Source organism: Gilliamella sp. Fer4-1 (genome assembly GCF_001690515.1).
Taxonomy (GTDB): Bacteria; Pseudomonadota; Gammaproteobacteria; order Enterobacterales; family Orbaceae; genus Gilliamella; species Gilliamella apicola_C.
This window is the reverse complement of record NZ_LZGZ01000081.1, coordinates 1-14,221: the sequence shown is the minus strand read 5'-3', so window position 1 is coordinate 14,221 and position 14,221 is coordinate 1. Positions and strand designations below refer to the sequence as shown.

Sequence of the window (14,221 nt, the reverse complement as noted above, 5' to 3'; positions counted from 1 at the left end):
AGCAGTAACTGACGTTGCGTGTAATGCGGTAACTGCTGTGCATCATGTCCATTTTTAATTAGTAAAGTAAAAACCTCACTCCAGCTTACTGATTTGCCTGTTTTGTAGCGTTTTGCCGAATGATTTTGCGAGTTACCGCGTTCATAAAAAAACGAGAGTTAACAACCCACCACCAATCAAGTAGTTGCAAACCATCTTCATATGACAACGCCTCAATAAACGAAATCGGTTTTTGAATAGAGGTACTGATTAATGAATAAACTAGCTCTAGGTTATTCATAATGATTGAGTCCGCTTGCTCAATTGTTATTTTGTTTGTACCGTTCATTTCATTCACAATTAATGCAACAAATTGGTCAATTTCGTTACCGATTGTTAGTGCATCTTTAAATGAATATTCACGTACTGTAATTATTTCACCTCCTAGCGTGATTTCACGATTCGGCATTAATGCGTTTAAATCATTTGATTCTTCTTTTGTTGCTGTCACTTTTTCTGCCATGTTATTTACCTACAACTTGATTAAGTTAGCGGTGAAACATCACCGCATAGACAATAATTTATTTCGCTTTTTGAACGTATGAGCCAAAATAACCAAGCGAACTATCCTTGTTTTGACTCATATCTGCTAGAACAGTAGCAGTTAACGGTAATTCACCGTATCCATCATTGTGTAGTAATGAAAAGTTAGAAATTGGATTAAATTTAACGCGGAATAGCTCCACAATTACATGTTCATTTTCTCTGTCAGTATTGATACCATCGAGCATAAACCAACGCTCAGGCGGTTGACGGGTAAAAATGCCCAAACTTTCAGTCTTAGCGTATGAATAATCTACCGTTGCAGTTAATGCCGTTGTAGTTAATAATTTAATTAATCCTGCGTGAGCTGATTCGATTTCATAATCCGTACCTAATACTAATATGGTTCCATCAGCAATTTTTAACTCAACATCGGCAACAAATGGATGGGCTAATTTGATGCGGTCACCAATTACCAGACTTTCAGGTAATTTTTCATCAGTGACAATACCCGCATCAACAGTAATTTTTTCACCATAAAGCGCTAACGCAATGTTTTCGATTGACCAATCTTTTAACGTAAGATTTAACGTACCACTTTTACCCAGTGTTAATTCACCAACTTGTAGACGTTGTCCTGTATATGATTCATTTTGTGTTACCGTTTCAACACTTAGTTCCATTTCACAGGAATCAGCCGTACCCACATGCCGAAATGCACCAGGGCGGGCTGGTAAACTTGCAGTATCACGAGTAGCGAGATTAATCGTACCCTGAAGACTCATTAATAAATCTGACATATCTTTCTCCTAAAACTATTTATCGGCTACCAATAAAATGCTGGGTTTGAAATGAATCAATCCAAACAAGTACGCCGTTTTGAAAACCTAACGTTTGCCCACCAACCCATGTGACTGGACGAACTCCATCAATAAATTGAACTGTTTTACCAATCAACAAATCACGCACCGCACCTATAACGGGATTTGCTAGCTGTTTAACATTTTGAATATTTGTTGCTTGACTAGAAATATCACGTGCAACAACCACAACACCAAAATTAACACTGACTGATTGCCGTGTACCTGTGGGCTTATCGTTGGGTGTTTCTTTACCAAGCAAAACGTAAGCCGCTGGTGTCGGCGCTGAAGTTAAATCGGTTAACTTACTGTATTCAGCGCTAGTACCAACAAAAACTAAGGTTTTATTAGCAATTAAACCTTTTAACTTTTCAGCAATCACTGAAACATCAAACGGTGCGCTACTCATCTTCCAAAATCCCTAAGTGTGTTCATATCAAATATACGAATTGGACCGGTTTGTTTAGGCGCACCACCAGCAACAGGCAATGCATCATCAATACCAAGCGAATATTTCCCTTCAGCTACCATTTTTAGAAAGCCCAGAACTTGTTTATAGTCACGAACTATCGGATCCGTTTTTTCATCAGAAATACGATTGCGATGCAATTTGTAACGCACAATAATGCGTGCCCAATCAGTTAGCAGACGTGGTACTTTAACTAAGGGCAGTTTGTGTCCTCTTTGACGTAAAAAACCATTTATTTCAGCTTCAGCATTAGCGATTGATTCATTGATACGAGATAAAACAGTAGTTGCACTGGCAATTTCATCTGATGGCCAAAGTGTCACTTCATCACCATTAATCATTGCATCCAACAATCCAACATCTACTGGAATTTCACCATCTTGTGCAACAGCTTGTGAAATTTCCGTAAGACCTGGTCGCTCAATAAGATTATGTAATGTGATATAAGGTGTATTCATTTGTTTTCTCAAAACCAATCACTTAATAAGTGATTGGTAATAATGTTAGTAAAATAGTTAGTGGAATGATTAGCTATTAGCTGGGATCACATTTTCAAACAGATAGCCCGCATCTTTAGCTACAACGAGTTCTTTGACCGATTCACCGACTCGAACACGTTGACCACCACGTAAACCGATATCAGGATCAACAATCGAACCCGAAACACGATCTTTAAACTGCGCTGTATAACCAAATGTGACACCACCTTTAGTATTCGCTAATTTATTACGTACCGTAAATGATGCTTTATTGCCCCAAGCACGAAGTAATGTTGGCGATTTACCTGGTTTTGCACTATTTAAAAAGGCATCGCCGACATAAATGGCTTCTAACTCTAATAAGTCAGCTAAGAACCCTAGTGGAACCAGTCCGTTTTCACCCGCATTACCGTGGTATGCGGCTACAATTTTGGGATGACGGCGTAATATTGTGGCAACTCGACGTCCTAATGTGCCGATATTAGGACGTTGAATCATTGAATCAAATGCATCCGTTATTAATGCTACTGGGTCACTATCAATATTATTCCATTGTTGTGCAGTAGTTAATGTTTGTTTATTGCTGTAATTTGCACCATTAAAAAGTAAATTTGCTGCTCGAACTTCACGATCTAACAAAATTAAATCAGTCGTGGCTTCAACGGCATGACCAAGTGGGTTATAACCTGTAATGGCTGTATCAATATCATCTTGAGGAACAGGACTATCAAGACCATAATCATTCACAGAACTTTCTTGCTCTTTGGCGCTAAACTCAACTTGATTGGGTTGTGACGTACGCCCAACTTTGGTATTGGGTAAAGTAAATCGCTCTGAAAAATCAAATTCAAGCCATTTAAATGATGTGCTAGAAACAGGCACACGGGGCAAAACCTCATCGGCAATTAACTTATTATTACGGTAAGCGATAGCAATTGCAGTCAACTGCGGTTCAACGGGAAAAGGACGTTGCATATAAAACTCCTCTTTATAAAATTGTTTATCAAATGTCATGGACCATTAGTTAAATAAAAATTAAGCTTGTTTACTTGGCGCAATCCAAATAGTGCCTAATTCATCGGCAGCACCCACAACTTCGGCATAGCCAATAATAAAATCACCTGACATTGCTTTTTTAGCTCGACCATCGACATTTGCTGTGATTGGATCACCAATCGCAATTGTTTCGCTATAAAAAACTTGTGCCAACCCACTGCGCACAACATCAAACACTTCACCGTCACCACCACCAACAATTGTTGATACACCGATTAATAATGCGTTACCGTCAATCGCTGTTTTTGCTAGCCCATCTTCACTACCATGGCACACAATTAAACGGGGTTTGACTTCGCCTTCAGCGGTTTTTGCTACTGTTAATCCTGGAATATTCATATAAAAACCTTTTGGTTAAAATTAAAATGATGCTGATATTAATAATCAGCCTGTAATTAATGCTCTTACTTTTTAGCTTTGGTTACATGCGTAACAGCTTGGCTAATTGAAATTGTATTACCTTTGTCTGCCTGTTCTTTTTGATAGGCTTTGGCTGCATCAGCAATGACTTTTGGATCTTGTTTATCAACGTTATCTTCACTATCACTAGCAGCCGATTTTTCAGCAAAGTTCATAAAACTAGGACGCTCTGAAAGTACTTTTTTGATTAAATCAACTGGGGAACTGTTAACAGTTGCATCACCTTCAGCAAATGAAATTGGTTCACTACCCAACGCCATAAATACTTCAACAACTGTAGTTTTATGAGCAGGTAATAATTTTCCATCTTTAACTAATTCATCAGCAAAGGCAGCAAATTCCGCACGCTTGTTAGTTTGTTCTTTTTCTAGCAATGCTTGTTCACGTTTTGCTAGTTCAGCATTTTTAGCGTCAATTGCTGCTTGTTGTTCGGCAAAGCTAGCGTCTAAAGGTTGTGGCATTTTTTCTTTCTCCTTTTGTTTTTGAGCAGATATTGAACGCAATGATTCAAGGCGCCATTGCGGTAAAAATAGGTCAGCACTGGCAATGCCGGCTTTTTCAATCAGCAGGTCACGCAAATTAGATAAAATTGAAATCAAATTCTCATCAAATTCTTCATCAGCCATAGAGAACTCTGCGGCACCTTGCTCACCTTCAGACTCCGCAAAACTGGCGTCAGGCAAGCCTTTAATAGCAGGAGCTGCTGCACCTAAAAAACCGATGTGACGAGCATAATAATGACCCGGTTTAGGATTGCCCGGTGAATCCGGCAAATAAATTGAAAGTGAACGTTTTTTATAACTGCCTGCATTATAGGCTTCAGCAAATTCTGGATTAATCTGATCTAACTTTGCATAAACTAAACCATCTTTTACTTCGAATGATTTTGCCCACGCATAAGCTGGTGCAGTTAGTTTTGGATGACCAATTACAGCAGGCGCTTCAGATAAACTTGGATCGTAGCTTTCTGCTAAATCAATACAGTTCTCTAAAGTAAAAGTGATTTTTCGACCATCTACCGCAGTATGCGTACCAGGTTTAAAAACGGGGATAAGTGCCATAAAAAATGCTCCAATAAATTGATATAGAGCATCATGATCTATTTTAAGGAAAGGGTAATCTGAACGCGGGCAGATAATTTTTTAATGATTTGGAAAGGAGAGTGGCAAAATAATAGAAAGAATATACACTAAAAACTTATTATAAAGCATTTACAACACGATTAAAGCGATTCGTAAACAAACTGATTAGCCTTTTTTAGTAAAATGGCTTAAAACGCGTTATATTGCGTTTTAAGCAAAACCCAAGTGCTCACGCACAACATCTATCAACAGTAATTTATCTTGGGCGCTAATGCCAAGCCATGGTCTTGCTGGAATTACCACTTGCTTTACAGGACGTCCTCCCACATTTAATGCATTGCCCCTAACTGGTTTAATTGTACCGCCGAACTGATGAATAGCGCCATAGATTAAGTTTGTACCAAACAACAAAGTATTACCTTCAATCTGCCAATGCAACGTACTTCTTAGATTACCATCTAGCGTTAAAATTTTATCTTTTTGTTTGGGTTTTGAGTCTTTATACCAAGGAGATAGTTCTTTCCACGGTACACCATCGGGCGATTCTTGAGCCGTAAATCTGGCTACATGAATATCAAGTAATACTTCGCCCATATGACTAAATAAACTTTCAGTATCATCTATGGCTGCTTCAATATGAAGCATGGCATCAAGAGCATCTTGTATATTAAACTCAATATTTACGCCAGTCATTTTTTCACCTATACTAACAATATTGCATACGCGGGCAGTCTCCGACAAGACGTCCAATCCCACGCGTAGCAACCTCAACTGTGTCGGTGGTTGAGGTTTTATTTTCGTTGATAAACATTCACACCAATTCGTAATGATTCTAAATAATTTTCGCGTTCAGCTGCAAAAGCGGTTACACCAATCCAACCATCATCACCAACCTCAAAAACTGATAACATCGGTTTTAGCTCTCCATCAATTAGATATCGAGCAATATAACGACGGCGAACGACAGATTTTTGCAATGCGGCAATCCATTCCAAACGTGTCCAAATTTCATCAGGCTCTTTGAGTGCATCGGCAAGTAATAGCAAATATTTTTCTCTGCCTAGTTTAGTCACTTTTGTTTTACCCGTTTTTTTCACAGTAAATAATGATTTACTAATTACTAACGGTTCACCGGTTACATCTCTAAATACAACAGGATTAGTTAAGTTTGCACCAAATTCATTTAGGAACAAATTAACATAATCATCATCAGTCAGCTTTTGTGTAATTAACCGATCAACGCTTGCTTTACGTGGTGCAGGTAAAGGATCTAATGCCCGTTGATTTGGAATACCCGGACTTTCAGCAGCAGTTACGAGCGCATCATCAAGAGGTTCTGGTACAAAGTGCTCAAGCCTTGATTGCCCTGGTATATGTTCAAAACTAGGGTCAACTCCCTCAGGTACTCGAACTATTCTAGGATTACCACTATTTTCCCCAATTACTCTATCAACCCAATTTATTGTTGGTGCTTTGTCAGGTTGATTTTTTCCCATTCTTTTTAGATCACCTTTAGTACGCCCACGAACGCGGCACTGACAACCATAGCCATTGGGTGGAAAGTGAGTATTCCACCAAGGATCATTAAAATCTAATACCAGATGATCCCAACTTTGATGAAGTTCTCTAGGGTGTTCAACATAATCACTATGTAAGTATTCTAGGTATGGAAATTTAGAATCACGTAATTGTTGATAGCGCCCAGCTTGATAAGAACTGTTTAAATTTGTTTCATAGATGATACGAGTACGCCAGTTAAAACCGCCGTTATAACTCCAACCATGACGTTCAACTATCTCAGCAAAGTCTTTACGGAACTCATCCAGTGTTGTGCCTTGGCTAATTGCTTTATCAATTGCTGCACGAAAATCATTTAGTAATGCATTACGATTAGCACCCGCCACAACAAAAGCATAATCATGCTCATTATTGTAGATATCTACATAGCTGTTTGTGGGCACATTTGCTTTACGCCGGAAAAACTCAATTTGCTCTTTAAATGGCAACGAGCCATATGCCACATTAACCATTTTTGCTATCCTCAAGTAGTTCTGTGCGACCCGCTAAATTAGCTGCTGTTAATGCGTCAGCCATGACTTTTGCATAATCATCTAATTGCATATCTGGAATTAATTCAAATAACTTATCACGCAATTCTGCTAACGATTGTACGCTATCAACCAGTTCTTTAATTTGATTAATCCATTTATCAGTAACGGGCTGCATTTCAGCGTTTAAACGTTGTGATTGCAGTACTGACGCAAAATTATTTTGCTTTTGTGCTTCAGCAAATTCAGCCGTTTTTACTGTTTTAATCGTTTCATCAACTTGTTCTTGCTGTTGCGGTTTTTCTTCCCACTCCCCACCATATGTATCTTGAACATAAGCCAATGTTGGACGGAAGCCAGTTGATTCAATGATATTTTTATCACGCTCTGACATTGATTTTAGATCATCCGGCTCATCAAAAATGCGGGAAACTTGAGGAACAGCAGCACCAGGAAAATTCATCTGTGTAAACCAGGTACCAGGACCTCGATTCCATGACTCGCACATTACATCAGAATCTGATTTAGCAATTGATGTTAGTACCGCAGCTTGCAATGACTCATCACCGCCAATTGAGCTTGAGGCACCACCAGATGATGTAATTTGTCCGACTGTCACACGCCTGATTGCTTCGTTCATTGAGTCATAGAATGCTTTGTAATCACCCGCACCAGAACGTGCTATTTGTAATAAATCTAAAGTCATGCTCTCAGGAATAATAATGCCTGAATCGGTTTGAATGGCACGAGTTAACGACAATAGATCACGTTTCTGTTCTGGTGTTGCACCTGTGCCATATTTGCCTACCGCCGTTGGCATGCCAAATTTTTCTAGGAAAATCAGCCAAAACTTAATATCATTGCGTTTAAAAAAGCTTGGCCAGTAAAGCCAGTGCGCTAAGCCTAAGCCGTAGGGTTCATCATCATGATCGGCACCAGTTGCATAATGCCAAAAGTACGGTGCATCACAAGCAACACCTTCATGCATATTATTGGGCGTTAATAAGCGCAGTTCACCCATTGGAGTAAACCGAAAACGACGCCGATCACGAATTTTGATATCGTCAATCCAATATAGATTATCTTTGATGCCATAAATTAACTCCGCCACAGCATAACCGTAAAAAACTCCGTAGTGCATTAACTTAGTTACACGGTCAAATCCCACTGACTTCAGTAACTCACTCATAGCTTCAGCAGCTTCGGTATCAATTGGTTTATCGCCTCCGGGTTCCACTTTCCACTCACGAGATATAACAGCATCTTGGCGCTGAGTAAATGCCGATTTCACTTCATCATCATTTAAAACTTCTTTGTAAATATCTAAACGACCACCACCCCGATTACGAAGAACACTATCATCTGGCTGCGCTAGCAAACCAACATATAATTTAGTAATATCATTATTTTCACCTGTGCCTGCCAGCTCTCGTCCTGTTTCAACATGTGGCTTTTTGCCTTTAAACCATAACATTAAATAAATCCTCCAAAATCGTTACCGCCCCGTACCGTGCCAAAGCCTGTATCGGTTGTTTCCAGTTCTGAGCTACTCGAATATTGATTCAATGAACGGTAAGAATCACGAACGCCTAGTGATTGGTATTCAATTTCATACCCATCTTGGCTAGCTGCATTAATTGCAAGAAAGGCAGCCCAAGTTCGATCAGCATGACCATTACTATCAGAATCAGCAACAAAACGCGGTTGCCCCGTTGCTCCAGTCACTTTTTTCAACTTATGCAAATCGGCACGAAGGGCATTATTGCCAGCGGGAATACGAATTTTTCTATCTTGAAAGGCTTGTTTACCTTGTGTTGCTAATGTTAATTTATTAGGAGCCGTAAATAGCACACCTTCAACAACCATTTCGCCATAACGTCGTTTAGCATCCTCCACCGGTTTTTCACCCATGCCAGTTTGGTCCATACAGATACGAATAACACGATAACGACGAAAAACCTCATTAAGTAAATAATCTTGCTCAGCAAATGAAATACGTTTGCGTTCAATAATTTCACGAGTCCAAAGCACATCACCGACTTGCTCAATAACCCAAATGACAAATAAGTCATTACGTGCAGCAATATCAACGCCAACAAAACATGGATTGCCCGTATAATGTTGAGGAACTCCTGCTTTTTCATCTTCAACGCTAGTAATTAAATCAAAATCCAGCCAACTACTTGCTTCATCTAACCACTTAAGCTCGAACTCTTGCGCCCATAAATCGTCGTCACCGGCACCTCGTCGCAACTCTTCAATATTACGCGGTAAACCATCTGCTACACATTGATAAATATCCGCTGAATGACGTGACCAACCATCATCTTTACCTGTCATCAGCTCATAAAATTTATTGCCTTTGCCATTTGGTGTGCTAATCACACGCAGTTTTAAACCGGGCTTTGAGATAACAGGAAACAATGCTTTCCAAATTGCCCGACTATCTTGGTGAAAGGCAAATTCATCCAGTAGCACACTAGCACTAAAACCACGGGCAGTATCTGGATTGGCAGGTAAAGCAGTAATTTTACTGCCACCAGGTAATTCAACTTCTAATGCCCGAATATTAGCATCCCAATCATAATCGAGTTCTTTAAAGCCCGCGGACATTGCACGAAGATGAACTTTAACACCCTCATTCATGGCTTCACGTGCTTGACGTTCACCCCGTGATAAAATAACCCAACGCGCACGTTTTCCGTGTGCTTCAGCTCGCAAACAGTCGAGCACAATTTGTAATGTACTGGTAAAGGTTTTACCGCATTGCCGAGAGAACATAGCAATAGCAAAACGGCTAGTGTCGTTTACCCACTGTTTTTGATAGTCATAGAGTTTTAAGGCTGGTTCATTTTTTACTGTCATAAGTCATACGCCGCTTTAATTACTTTAGCTAACATTTCAGCTGGTACTTCGCCTGTTTTTTCTAGCTCATCCAGTTTTTCTTTTTGTTCACGCAATAACTTTTCACGTGCGGCTTTTTCGATTTCCTGCCGCTCTTTAAAACTTAATTGACGTGCTTGCATGGCTTCTTTAGCGGCTTTTGCTAAAAAACTAATTTCTTTGATTGTGATATCTTCTGATTCATGTGCTTTAAATGCGGCACGTGTTGCTAACGTTGTGACTGCTTGTGCAAGTAGTGCTCCTGATTTGTCATCAACACTATCACCCAATTCATCAACCAAAATACGTGATGCTGTTTCAATTTCACGTAAGCTATTGGTCATTTCATTAAAACCTTTTTGATAACGGTGAAGACTAGAACGGCTTGGCGTATCAGTACTTGGAAACGTTTGTTGCAGTTCGGCAATCATTTCATCTAGTGTAAGTTGATCTGCTCGTAGTAGTTTCTCAATATAATTACGTACCTCAGGCTCTAGTTTGTGGATCGTTGATTTACGTCCCATAATTACGCTCCTGCGCTTGGACGTTTTACACCAGGCACAACAACTTTACCAGTGGCCACATCAGCACCAAAATCAGTTAAACGAGCAACAATAACACTACCGATTGTTTCGGTTTTAATTAAGTCTTGTTGTCCAAGCCAACTTAAATGGGTTTTAACTTGGTCTCGGCTAATAGCGTGACCATAGTGATCTAACGCACTATAGATAATGCTAGAATTACTGCTATAACTTGGCATTTCATATAAGATACGCAAAATAACCAAACGTTGATCTTCTTTCAAAAATTCAGCGTAACTCATAATTCCTCACTTGTTCTTTAATAAAAATTGGTTAATGTTATCTAATTGACGAGATAATCCTGAAAGCCGATCAGATAGCTGATTTAAAGTAGCTTCGTTGCTACTTAATTTTTCAATCAATTTGGTTACCTGATGCTGAGTCGGCAGTGATTTAACCGTCTCCTCAACTTGTGTTACTCGAATACGTAAATCTAATAATTCTTTTTGACTAGCCGATTGACGACCAATTAGCCATGAGTACACTCCTACAACCGCCATTACAACCCATTGCAAAAACTGCCAATTAAATGTAAGTTCGTTAAAATTCATCGTTTATTCCTTTTTTCTTCTATCGAAGCACATTCAATACATAAATCAGTCACTAATGCTTTTCGACGTTCTTCAGCTATCGGCTCTTCACAGATTCGACAATATAAGCGTGATACTTCCGTTTTTGCTTGATGTTTCGCTAGCGCACGGTCTAGTGCTTCCATTTCGGCTGTTGTTGCTAAATCAGCGTTGTCCATTGTTTACCTCGTTGACATAATTTAAAACTTCAATCAATTTCCCTGCGCAAATTGCATATTGGTTATATAAAATCTTCAATGCTTCTATTGCTGCAGATCCTGAGTTATTTCTCATTTCTATTGGAATATCGCAAGGAGTTGATATCGCCGCTGGTAAAACCATTTGCTGTTGCACTAATGGCTTTATTTCTTGCTTGTTTGATAATGTGCATGATGTCATTATTAAACACACAATCACCATCCACATTTGATTGTGAAGCAAGTAATTTAAGTAATATCTGAGTTGATTGCTCATCGTCATTTTTCCTTTCAATAACTTGTTTTGCTAAATGGTTACTGGCGTCATTAGCTGAATTAATTAGTTGTTGTGTAGATGCAATAAATTGATTAAATGTTTTAGTCGATTCCTTTAACTGTTGGTTTGTATACTCAATTTTTGCTTGTATTTTTCCTTCATGTAATCCCATAAAAAATGCACTACTGGTAGCGAATAGGAAAACAATAATTACAAAAATAGTACTTTTGTTTTTCTTCAAAACATGAGATATGAATGTAAGTATCCTAATCATCACAAACCCCGACTCCCCAATTTTCATTTATATAAACAGGTTGCCAACGGTAGATAATACGAATTGGATAATCACGGTTTTCTTTAAAATTAATGCTTTTACGACCACCATTAATATTTTCAACAACGCCCCAATAGTGTGTTGCATCTTGGTATTCTCGTTTTGCTCGCTGACGATCACGATTTACCCAGCCAAGCCCGCCGTTATAGGCAGACAAAGTGAATCCCCATCTATCACAATCGCTAGCAGTTTTATTAATACGCTGATATAACCAATAATCATATTGAACTAAAGCACGTAGTGCCCAAGACGGATTATAAGGTTCATTGCTGCTCAGTGTTTTTGGGTACGCTCCAGCAATCCAATCCGCCGTTGCTGGCATAAACTGAGCAAGACCCTGTGCACCTACATGTGATTTAGCATTGACGTTCCAACGTGATTCTTGGTGAATTTGCGCCGCAAATAATGCAATGGGTGCATCAAGACCAAATATGGCTCGTGCATTACGTGTCAGTTCCCGTTGATGTTGCTTAGCATCATTTGGTACACCTGCTATAGCAGGCGCTAAATGACAACTAAACAGCATAAACACAATAATTAAAGTTAAATAACGCATGGTTATAATCCAAGAGTTACACCAAGAATCACAGCGGAAACAATCAACGCCCGACGAATCAGAACAACCGCAAATAGGTTTCGATACTCATCAAGAACAGGGTATTCCGCACACATTTTGGAATCCATTGCCTCTGGTCGTTCATTGTTTTCTAAAGATTCAATATATTGCTGAGTATAAAAATCAGGACCAAACTCTTTCCAATCGTTATATAAATAACCTCCAGGAGATGCATAAGGGAAAAGTGCACGGTCTAGGTGGTAACCAATCACAGCAGAAAGCAAGACTAAAGCCAACTTATAAGCAACAACTGGTAATTGCTGAGGCGAGAGTAACGTAATAATTGCAAATAAAGTAATAGCAACTAAATACCATTTGAGAAGGCGTACTTGGGATAATTTTTTGATAGGGTGTTCCATAAAAACCTCATAATTAAATTAATGTATGAGGTTATTATGATCTTACTTACTTGAAATGTAATTTGAACGGGGGCAGATTAAATTCTGCTTTTCTATAAGAATAACTAAAAAAAGTCGTCACAATTAAGTGACGACTTTATTAAGTGTTAAGCGGCTGTTTTATTAGCGCATTCACACTGTGGTATACGAAAAGCTTTTGCCTTTTTAGGATAAATAGTCTTGCCATTTTTGACTATATATCTAGCAAATGTATACCCACAAGCATTACCACAGCGAGGACAAATAAAATCACTCATGCGATATCTCCTATCAAAAGGAGAACATTTAGAGCACAAATAAACTATTGCTTAATAGAAAATAATAAGTATAATCTATTCGCTTTTTCAAAAGTTCCATTAGACACCCAAATGTTCTTATGGTTGTTAACAAGTTAGTCATATCCGTAAAATATGTAACTAACACCCAAAATAAAAAGCACTTACCGTAAATAAGTGCTTTTTACACTTCGAAATCAAACGAATATTGACGTTCAATTCCAATTTCTAATAATATAGTTGAAGCAAATAAATCAGCTTGCCATTCAGCATCTTCTTTATAAGTTGGTTGATGTTGAGAATGGTGTAAAATAGCCTTATGTCCTAATAAAATATGCCCCATCTCATGGAAAATAGTAAATAAAGCTTCTCTTTTCCCTTTAGAGGCTGCCACATAAGTTTTATTTGGTATACTAATGGTAAAATCGTTAGGATCACAATGCCCCTCAGTGACACCTAACCAGTCTTTATCCGAAATTACTTGTAATGTTATTCCATATAAAGCTAAGTTTTCAAATACAGCATCAAAATTAATTTTCATTTCTTTTGAAAGCTTAAAGACCTTGCAAGAGTTAATTGCTTTTATTTTTATATCATCAACTTCCATTGGTTCAACTCGATTTCCACGCATTTGGTACTTTTCAATCATTTAATCAATCCTTTTTTTATTAATATCTTCAAATAATTTAGCTAATCGCTTTAGTTCCTCAGCATTAAATGGGGATCTAGCAAAACCTGCAATTAACATCTGTTGTTGCAAAGACAAACCACTAATATTGACATTTTCATTTGACACATCAGCTAATTCTTGCAAATTATTTATTTCGTGATTTTTGGATTTGAAAAAGTTAGATATTTTTTCAACCCAATTTTTAGGGATCTTTTTTAATCCTGTTTCTAGGCCACTAAGGTAAGCAGGTGTTGTTTCAAGCTCTTTAGACATAGTCAATAGCGTATAGCCAATGTCTATTCTTGCTTTTCTTACTACTTTGCCAAATTCTGTCAGTGCCATAATTTTGTTTCTCCTGTTATAGTATTTGATATACAAATACCGCCCTAATTTATCATGAAAAAAAGGCCAATTCAACCATTTTGGTAAATTAAAACTTATTTTTAGTTGAAAGAAATTAAAGGTTCTAATTTTAAAATTGTATA

The 14,221-nt window shown here is 38.3% G+C and carries 21 protein-coding genes; all 21 read right to left on the bottom strand.

What is annotated here, in order from left to right; genetic code table 11:
• Positions 1-85 precede the first annotated feature (85 nt).
• A complete protein-coding gene (locus tag A9G30_RS03085; RefSeq protein WP_065588018.1) occupies positions 86-502 on the bottom strand; it encodes a DUF6631 family protein in 417 nt (138 codons plus the stop codon).
• Positions 503-560: 58 nt separating this feature from the next.
• Positions 561-1,322: a hypothetical protein gene (locus A9G30_RS03080; protein ID WP_065588017.1), complete on the bottom strand. Its 762-nt coding sequence runs from the start codon at positions 1,320-1,322 to the stop codon at positions 561-563.
• Between the two features lie 19 nt (positions 1,323-1,341).
• Positions 1,342-1,791 carry a phage tail terminator protein gene (locus A9G30_RS03075; protein ID WP_065588016.1) on the bottom strand — a complete coding sequence of 150 codons (450 nt, stop codon included), beginning with the start codon at positions 1,789-1,791 and terminating at the stop codon, positions 1,342-1,344.
• Positions 1,788-2,309, bottom strand: coding sequence for a gp436 family protein (locus tag A9G30_RS03070; protein ID WP_065588015.1), 522 nt, complete (start codon positions 2,307-2,309; stop codon positions 1,788-1,790). The genes A9G30_RS03075 and A9G30_RS03070 overlap by 4 nt, the downstream gene beginning before the upstream one ends.
• A 69-nt stretch (positions 2,310-2,378) precedes the next feature.
• A complete protein-coding gene (locus A9G30_RS03065) occupies positions 2,379-3,305 on the bottom strand; it encodes a phage capsid protein (RefSeq protein WP_065588014.1) in 927 nt (308 codons plus the stop codon).
• Between the two features lie 60 nt (positions 3,306-3,365).
• A complete protein-coding gene (locus tag A9G30_RS03060) occupies positions 3,366-3,725 on the bottom strand; it encodes a hypothetical protein (protein ID WP_065588013.1) in 360 nt (119 codons plus the stop codon).
• A gap of 65 nt (positions 3,726-3,790) precedes the next feature.
• The gene (locus A9G30_RS03055) at positions 3,791-4,867 is read right to left on the bottom strand and encodes a hypothetical protein (protein ID WP_065566998.1); all 1,077 of its coding nucleotides are present in this window, start codon (positions 4,865-4,867) and stop codon (positions 3,791-3,793) included.
• Between the two features lie 231 nt (positions 4,868-5,098).
• A complete protein-coding gene (locus A9G30_RS03050; protein WP_065588012.1) occupies positions 5,099-5,581 on the bottom strand; it encodes a phage virion morphogenesis protein in 483 nt (160 codons plus the stop codon).
• 98 nt (positions 5,582-5,679) lie between these two features.
• Positions 5,680-6,918 carry a PBECR2 nuclease fold domain-containing protein gene (locus tag A9G30_RS03045; protein ID WP_065588011.1) on the bottom strand — a complete coding sequence of 413 codons (1,239 nt, stop codon included), beginning with the start codon at positions 6,916-6,918 and terminating at the stop codon, positions 5,680-5,682.
• The gene (locus A9G30_RS03040) at positions 6,911-8,410 is read right to left on the bottom strand and encodes a DUF935 domain-containing protein (protein WP_141671962.1); all 1,500 of its coding nucleotides are present in this window, start codon (positions 8,408-8,410) and stop codon (positions 6,911-6,913) included. Before A9G30_RS03040 ends, A9G30_RS03045 begins: the two co-directional genes overlap by 8 nt.
• Positions 8,410-9,801, bottom strand: coding sequence for a terminase large subunit domain-containing protein (locus A9G30_RS03035; RefSeq protein WP_141671961.1), 1,392 nt, complete (start codon positions 9,799-9,801; stop codon positions 8,410-8,412). The genes A9G30_RS03040 and A9G30_RS03035 overlap by 1 nt, the downstream gene beginning before the upstream one ends.
• Positions 9,798-10,343 carry a phage protein Gp27 family protein gene (locus A9G30_RS03030; RefSeq protein WP_065588009.1) on the bottom strand — a complete coding sequence of 182 codons (546 nt, stop codon included), beginning with the start codon at positions 10,341-10,343 and terminating at the stop codon, positions 9,798-9,800. The genes A9G30_RS03035 and A9G30_RS03030 overlap by 4 nt, the downstream gene beginning before the upstream one ends.
• A gap of 2 nt (positions 10,344-10,345) precedes the next feature.
• Entirely contained in the window at positions 10,346-10,642 is a 297-nt protein-coding gene (locus tag A9G30_RS03025; RefSeq protein WP_065588008.1) for a VpaChn25_0724 family phage protein, read from the bottom strand.
• Positions 10,643-10,648: 6 nt separating this feature from the next.
• Positions 10,649-10,951 carry a DUF2730 family protein gene (locus A9G30_RS03020; protein WP_065564393.1) on the bottom strand — a complete coding sequence of 101 codons (303 nt, stop codon included), beginning with the start codon at positions 10,949-10,951 and terminating at the stop codon, positions 10,649-10,651.
• Positions 10,948-11,148, bottom strand: a complete 201-nt coding sequence (locus A9G30_RS03015; protein ID WP_065588007.1) for a TraR/DksA C4-type zinc finger protein — start codon at positions 11,146-11,148, stop codon at positions 10,948-10,950. Before A9G30_RS03015 ends, A9G30_RS03020 begins: the two co-directional genes overlap by 4 nt.
• Positions 11,149-11,252: 104 nt before the next feature.
• Positions 11,253-11,615, bottom strand: coding sequence for a hypothetical protein (locus A9G30_RS03010; protein ID WP_065588006.1), 363 nt, complete (start codon positions 11,613-11,615; stop codon positions 11,253-11,255).
• 94 nt (positions 11,616-11,709) lie between these two features.
• Complete coding sequence (locus A9G30_RS03005) at positions 11,710-12,333, bottom strand: transglycosylase SLT domain-containing protein (protein WP_081295598.1); 624 nt, start codon at positions 12,331-12,333, stop codon at positions 11,710-11,712.
• Between the two features lie 2 nt (positions 12,334-12,335).
• A complete protein-coding gene (locus A9G30_RS03000) occupies positions 12,336-12,752 on the bottom strand; it encodes a putative holin (RefSeq protein WP_065588005.1) in 417 nt (138 codons plus the stop codon).
• 146 nt (positions 12,753-12,898) lie between these two features.
• Complete coding sequence (locus A9G30_RS12855; RefSeq protein WP_174798514.1) at positions 12,899-13,048, bottom strand: hypothetical protein; 150 nt, start codon at positions 13,046-13,048, stop codon at positions 12,899-12,901.
• Between the two features lie 202 nt (positions 13,049-13,250).
• Positions 13,251-13,715 (bottom strand): ImmA/IrrE family metallo-endopeptidase, encoded by a 465-nt coding sequence (locus tag A9G30_RS02995; protein WP_065582037.1) that lies wholly within the window; start codon positions 13,713-13,715, stop codon positions 13,251-13,253.
• On the bottom strand, positions 13,716-14,078 hold the full coding sequence (locus tag A9G30_RS02990) for a helix-turn-helix domain-containing protein (protein WP_065582038.1): 363 nt from the start codon (positions 14,076-14,078) through the stop codon (positions 13,716-13,718). It lies immediately after the preceding gene.
• Positions 14,079-14,221: the final 143 nt, after the last annotated feature.

What these genes read in the sequence shown, in the direction of transcription:
- A9G30_RS03080 (WP_065588017.1), bottom strand. Translation starts at nt 1,322, where the DNA reads ATGTCAGATTTATTAATGAGTCTTCAGGGTACGATTAATCTCGCTACT.
- A9G30_RS03000 (WP_065588005.1), bottom strand. Translation starts at nt 12,752, where the DNA reads ATGGAACACCCTATCAAAAAATTATCCCAAGTACGCCTTCTCAAATGG.
- A9G30_RS03020 (WP_065564393.1), bottom strand. Translation starts at nt 10,951, where the DNA reads ATGAATTTTAACGAACTTACATTTAATTGGCAGTTTTTGCAATGGGTT.
- A9G30_RS03010 (WP_065588006.1), bottom strand. Translation starts at nt 11,615, where the DNA reads ATGGGATTACATGAAGGAAAAATACAAGCAAAAATTGAGTATACAAAC.
- A9G30_RS03070 (WP_065588015.1), bottom strand. Translation starts at nt 2,309, where the DNA reads ATGAATACACCTTATATCACATTACATAATCTTATTGAGCGACCAGGT.
- A9G30_RS03045 (WP_065588011.1), bottom strand. Translation starts at nt 6,918, where the DNA reads ATGGTTAATGTGGCATATGGCTCGTTGCCATTTAAAGAGCAAATTGAG.
- A9G30_RS03055 (WP_065566998.1), bottom strand. Translation starts at nt 4,867, where the DNA reads ATGGCACTTATCCCCGTTTTTAAACCTGGTACGCATACTGCGGTAGAT.
- A9G30_RS02995 (WP_065582037.1), bottom strand. Translation starts at nt 13,715, where the DNA reads ATGATTGAAAAGTACCAAATGCGTGGAAATCGAGTTGAACCAATGGAA.
- A9G30_RS03035 (WP_141671961.1), bottom strand. Translation starts at nt 9,801, where the DNA reads ATGACAGTAAAAAATGAACCAGCCTTAAAACTCTATGACTATCAAAAA.
- A9G30_RS02990 (WP_065582038.1), bottom strand. Translation starts at nt 14,078, where the DNA reads ATGGCACTGACAGAATTTGGCAAAGTAGTAAGAAAAGCAAGAATAGAC.
- A9G30_RS03085 (WP_065588018.1), bottom strand. Translation starts at nt 502, where the DNA reads ATGGCAGAAAAAGTGACAGCAACAAAAGAAGAATCAAATGATTTAAAC.
- A9G30_RS12855 (WP_174798514.1), bottom strand. Translation starts at nt 13,048, where the DNA reads ATGAGTGATTTTATTTGTCCTCGCTGTGGTAATGCTTGTGGGTATACA.
- A9G30_RS03060 (WP_065588013.1), bottom strand. Translation starts at nt 3,725, where the DNA reads ATGAATATTCCAGGATTAACAGTAGCAAAAACCGCTGAAGGCGAAGTC.
- A9G30_RS03040 (WP_141671962.1), bottom strand. Translation starts at nt 8,410, where the DNA reads ATGTTATGGTTTAAAGGCAAAAAGCCACATGTTGAAACAGGACGAGAG.
- A9G30_RS03065 (WP_065588014.1), bottom strand. Translation starts at nt 3,305, where the DNA reads ATGCAACGTCCTTTTCCCGTTGAACCGCAGTTGACTGCAATTGCTATC.
- A9G30_RS03025 (WP_065588008.1), bottom strand. Translation starts at nt 10,642, where the DNA reads ATGAGTTACGCTGAATTTTTGAAAGAAGATCAACGTTTGGTTATTTTG.
- A9G30_RS03050 (WP_065588012.1), bottom strand. Translation starts at nt 5,581, where the DNA reads ATGACTGGCGTAAATATTGAGTTTAATATACAAGATGCTCTTGATGCC.
- A9G30_RS03030 (WP_065588009.1), bottom strand. Translation starts at nt 10,343, where the DNA reads ATGGGACGTAAATCAACGATCCACAAACTAGAGCCTGAGGTACGTAAT.
- A9G30_RS03005 (WP_081295598.1), bottom strand. Translation starts at nt 12,333, where the DNA reads ATGCGTTATTTAACTTTAATTATTGTGTTTATGCTGTTTAGTTGTCAT.
- A9G30_RS03015 (WP_065588007.1), bottom strand. Translation starts at nt 11,148, where the DNA reads ATGGACAACGCTGATTTAGCAACAACAGCCGAAATGGAAGCACTAGAC.
- A9G30_RS03075 (WP_065588016.1), bottom strand. Translation starts at nt 1,791, where the DNA reads ATGAGTAGCGCACCGTTTGATGTTTCAGTGATTGCTGAAAAGTTAAAA.